We start from the raw sequence: 4,918 nt of genomic DNA on the forward strand, positions 1-4,918 counted from the left end.
TTTGTTCCTCCCGTATCACCAGAAACAGAGCTCGAAGAAGCCTGACTTAGTATATTTTCTGGTTTAGATGTAGATGCAGTAGATGTTGATGCAATAGAGCTTTGTGAATCTATTGTTGGCGTGCTTGTACTACTCGATGTTCCACTAGAAGAGGCATTTACATCCATGACGTATTTCTCCAAAAAAATAATTAATTAGACAGTAGAGAACTCGGCGTATTATTTTAAGTTAAAAATAAAAACTCACTCATACTCTACACTCGTATTATCACTTGCCTGATAAGAATTACTCCATCATGTTAATACTGTATTTAATTATAAGTAAAACAACCGAGTTAAAATAAAATAGAAATGCAACCATACATGACAGAGATATAATATTTATTTATAGGTACTTTACGGTATATTTAAACCTGAAGCATATACACAAAAATATTCGTACACTTTTGTTATTTATTCCGCCAATAGATACGATTCTTTGCTAAAATCCGGTATATATTGACTATGGCCTTGATTCATCGCTTTCAACGTTAGCGTAGGCTACGCTGAAGCATTAACAAAAATCCGGTATTCTGATGACGTCTTCAACCGAAAACACATTTTACTTTTATGATTTTGAAACTTGGGGTACTCACCCAGCACTTGATCGCCCTTCACAGTTTGCCGGTGTACGTACAGACAGTGATTTTAATGTCATAGACGAACCATTGGTGATCTATTGCCAGCCGACTGATGACTATTTGCCACAACCTGAAGCTGTCATGATCACCGGTATTACGCCACAACTTGCGGCAAAAAAAGGTGTGTGCGAGGCCGAATTTGCTCGCCAAATTCACCAGCAATTTAGTGTGCCGAACACCTGTATTGTGGGTTATAACAATATCCGGTTTGATGATGAGGTTACTCGCAATATTTTTTATCGAAACTTCATTGATCCCTACGCTTATAGCTGGCAAAACCACAATTCACGCTGGGATCTGCTTGATGTTGTGCGCGCCTGTTACGCACTTCGCCCAGACGGTATTGAGTGGCCTGAGGGTGATGACGGCTTACCCAGCTTTAAACTTGAGCGCTTAACACGTGCCAATGGTATTGAGCATACTCAGGCACACGATGCGATGTCTGATGTGTATGCCACTATTGCTATGGCAAAACGCTTAAAACAGGCACAGCCTAAACTGTTTGATTATTTTTTGACTCATCGTCATAAACGTAAAATCTCTGCGCTACTCGATCTGGTGAATATGTCACCGTTAGTGCATGTTTCCGGTATGTTCGGCGCATGGCGCGGCAATACCAGCTGGATAGCCCCGATAGCGTGGCATCCGCATAACCAAAATGCGGTAATTGTGGTTGATCTGGCTGGAGATATTACCCCGCTACTCACTGAAAGCGCTGATGTACTACGCGAAAAACTGTACACCCCCACTGCAGAACTGGCTGCCGGTGAAAGCCGACTTCCACTGAAATTGGTTCATATCAACAAGTGTCCGATTTTGGCTCCGGCAAAAACACTGTTACCTGAAAATACTGAGCGTTTGGGTATTAACCGTGAAGCTTGTTTAGCTCACTTACAACGCCTGCGTGAGACGCCTGAATTACGGGAAAAACTGGTTGCCATATTTGCACAGGAAAAAGTGTACCCTGCACAAAATAATGTTGATGCACAGCTATATGACGGTTTCTTCTCTGATGCCGATAAAGCAGCTATGCGTATTATTCAGCAAACCTCGCCCGAACAACTCGGTGAATTAGATTTACAATTTACTGATAAGCGAATTACGCCATTGCTGTTTCGCCACCGTGCACGCAACTATCCTCAAACATTAACCGCGGTTGAGCAACAGCAGTGGTTTACCCACCGGCATGAAGCGCTTACCGCACAAGCCCCCGCATTTGTGCGCAGCTTAGAAGATTTGGCAAATTTTTATGACGATAATCCGGAAAAATTAGCATTGCTGAAAGCATTGTATGATTATGGACAACAGTTAATGTCGTAAAGATAGGCGCTTTTAGCTCCGTGCTGTTTGCTCATCGGCATTGAACATAAATAATCCGATAATTTACCTACAGGTGCGGTATTGCACAACAATACCGCAATATATATGCCCCTACTGTTTTCCGGCCCTTTTATCGCTGCCGCTGCATTTATTTTATGGGGGATAACCCCAATCTTCTACCGGCTCATTCCCGGTGCAAATGCCCTTGAACTGCTCTCACAACGGTTAATTTGGTCACTGCCACTGTTACTGCTTGCCCGCTGTTTTATGCAGAATAAAACCTCATTTAAACAAGTGTGGTTGGATAAAAAATCACTGATTGGATGTTTATTGGGTAGCTTGGTGATGTGCATATCCTGGACAGCATTCACCTATGCTATCACCCATGATCAAGTGCTCTCTGCAAGCCTTGGATATTTTATCAACCCACTTTGCTCTATTGCACTGGGCGTTATATTTCTCAGTGACAAATTAACCCGTTATCAGCGTTGGGCTGTTATCTGCGCCATTATCGGTGTGGGTTATCAGGTTTGGCATTACGGGCAATTACCGTGGCTAGCAATGCTGATGGGTTCAGCTTTTGCCGTATACGGTCTGATCCGTAAACACGTTAATTATGATTCAATCACCGCGCTCAGCGTGGAAACACTGTGCCTGTTTCCTTTTGCGCTGGCCTATGCCGTGTGGCTGCTAGTCAGTGGTCACAGTGTACTGCTCGATGCCGATACTCTCACCCGCGCAGGCTACATTCTCAGTGCACCGGTCACATTGCTGCCTCTGCTGCTGTTTGCTTTGGCCGTAAAACGCACCTCTTTGACCATTGTCGGCTTGGTGCAGTATATCGAGCCGTCTTTGCAGTTTTTGCTGGCAGTGCTGATTTTTGATGAGCCATTTGATCGCGTTAAGGGCATCAGTTTTAGTTTCATCTGGCTTGGGCTTGTGCTGTGTGTCGGGGAAGTAATGTATCAGCAGTACAAGCAAAAACAGCGGTTAAAGCAGAGCAACCAAAAAGCTCGACCGGTCAATGCATCGCACTGATCAAGTCTCAGTGTTAATCCGGTAAATCACGCCGTAAATACAACACTCGCTCCAGAGCTCATCACAAAAGATCGCATAAAAAAATGGCGGAGATAAGAAAATACTTATCTCCGCCATGCATCGAACTTTACTTTATTTAAAATAAAGCTTACTGCTTGATATTCATGGCATCACGCAGAGTAAAGAACAGATCGGTTTGATCGGTCAACCCGACAACGTTTGCCGCTCGCGGGCCGTATGCCGCAATGCGTAATTGTGAACCCGTATGCTCTTGAGATCCCTCTTCCGCCGTACCATAACTGATGGCCATAATTGCACCATCTTTGGTCGTCAGCGCCTGCGTCAAGCCCGGTGCTTTCGTATCAGGCGCAACTATTTGGCTGGAATGCGCATGATCGGCAGTCACAACCACCAGCGTATCCCCCTCTTTACGTGCAAACTCCAGCGCTTTTTGTACGGCTTCATCCAGATCTACCGTTTCACCAAACTGACCGCACGGGTTAGCCGCATGATCTTGTTTATCGATAGAAGCACCTTCAACCTGCAAGAAAAAACCCTTTTTATTATCTTTAAGCAAGTGAATCGCTTTTTCTGTCATCTCTGCCAATGTGGGTACTGCCGCTGTACGAGCCGGGTTATTGGTGCAAGTCACCGCAGGCTGTGTCAGATTACCGTGTAAACTGGCTTTCGGCCCCTGCCAGCGAACCGGCATATTGCCATCAGAAAACAGCCCTAACAGCGGTGCTTTCTGATTAGCACGGGTAATTTTGCCCAAATCATCTCTGTTTTCAACAATCACATACCCTTGTGCCAGTGCTTGCTCACGCAATGTTTTCCCCTGCCATTGCCCCGCTTTAGAGACTTCAGCAAACGTTTTCATACCCCCACCCAGTGACACATCGGGGCGGGTTTTCAACATTTGCTCTGTTACAGATCCTTTACCACCATTTTCAAGCGCATTACTCGGGCAAAGCAGTGTGGTGGTATCAGGGCCATAACATTTGCGTGCAGTAACATGCGCAACCTGCGCGGCAGGTGTAGCATCTTGTAGTTCTGCGGTAGAGACGTTACCGGTCGATTTTCCAGCTAATTTAGCCAATTCCAGTAATGTTGTGTGTGATGTTTCTGTGATATCAACACTCAGTGCACCGTTGTAGGTTTTAAAGCCTGTACTCCACGCAGTGGCTGATGCGGCAGAGTCAGTCACATAATCGGGCTTTCCGGTTTTCTTATCCAGCGCATAGTGTGTGTACTGGCCGGTTAACGGTAAGGCATCAATCCCCTTAAAATAACCACCTGCACCTTCAGCATAGTTACGCGCACTGGTGATCTCTGAATCCCCCATGCCATCGCCAATCAGTAAAATCACGTTCTTCACGTGCTTGCCAGATAATGAGGCGCGCAGCGCAGCGGTCTGCTCGGCAATCACGCGGCGAGCACCACCAAACTGTGTGATATCTCCTTGCGCTGCGCGTGAACTTAGCGGTGGCGTACCGGCAGATTTATCTGCTTTACTGCCAACATCCTGATGGTCAGCGGCCTGAGCCCCTAAAGAGATCATGATTGCCGTAGTGATAAGCGCAAAAGAAAAACGTGTTGTCATTGTGATTATATCTCCATATAAAACAGTATCCTGCCGACTGTTGTCGGTCTGCATGGGAAATATAGGCGCTCACAATGACAGCTTAGTTACAAACACAAAACAGTCTGGTGACACTCTGTACGAATAAACATAGCCACAAAATTTACAGCCGTGAACGTCTGTGCATCCTGACAAATCCGGCGTAATCACTGAATATCGTTGATTTTCTGACAATATTTGCAGGATAAAACTCAATATTGCAGTTGCCACACAACGCGGTTATCGCAACGTTTGTGTGG

3 protein-coding genes are annotated in these 4,918 nt (G+C 45.4%); 2 read left to right on the forward strand and 1 reads right to left on the reverse strand.

Annotated features, from left to right (window positions below; translation table 11 throughout):
- Positions 1–571 precede the first annotated feature (571 nt).
- A complete protein-coding gene (gene sbcB / locus ACRC27_RS11895) occupies positions 572–1,999 on the forward strand; it encodes an exodeoxyribonuclease I (protein ID WP_438639962.1) in 1,428 nt (475 codons plus the stop codon).
- A gap of 105 nt (positions 2,000–2,104) precedes the next feature.
- Complete coding sequence (rarD, locus tag ACRC27_RS11900) at positions 2,105–3,037, forward strand: EamA family transporter RarD (RefSeq protein WP_438628910.1); 933 nt, start codon at positions 2,105–2,107, stop codon at positions 3,035–3,037.
- Positions 3,038–3,185: 148 nt separating this feature from the next.
- Here rarD and phoA read toward each other — a convergent pair whose 3' ends face one another.
- Positions 3,186–4,640, reverse strand: a complete 1,455-nt coding sequence (phoA, locus tag ACRC27_RS11905) for an alkaline phosphatase (protein ID WP_438639961.1) — start codon at positions 4,638–4,640, stop codon at positions 3,186–3,188.
- Between the last annotated feature and the right edge of the window lie 278 nt (positions 4,641–4,918).

This window comes from Plesiomonas sp. (genome assembly GCF_051650925.1).
GTDB lineage: Bacteria > Pseudomonadota > Gammaproteobacteria > Enterobacterales > CAMTGL01 > Plesiomonas.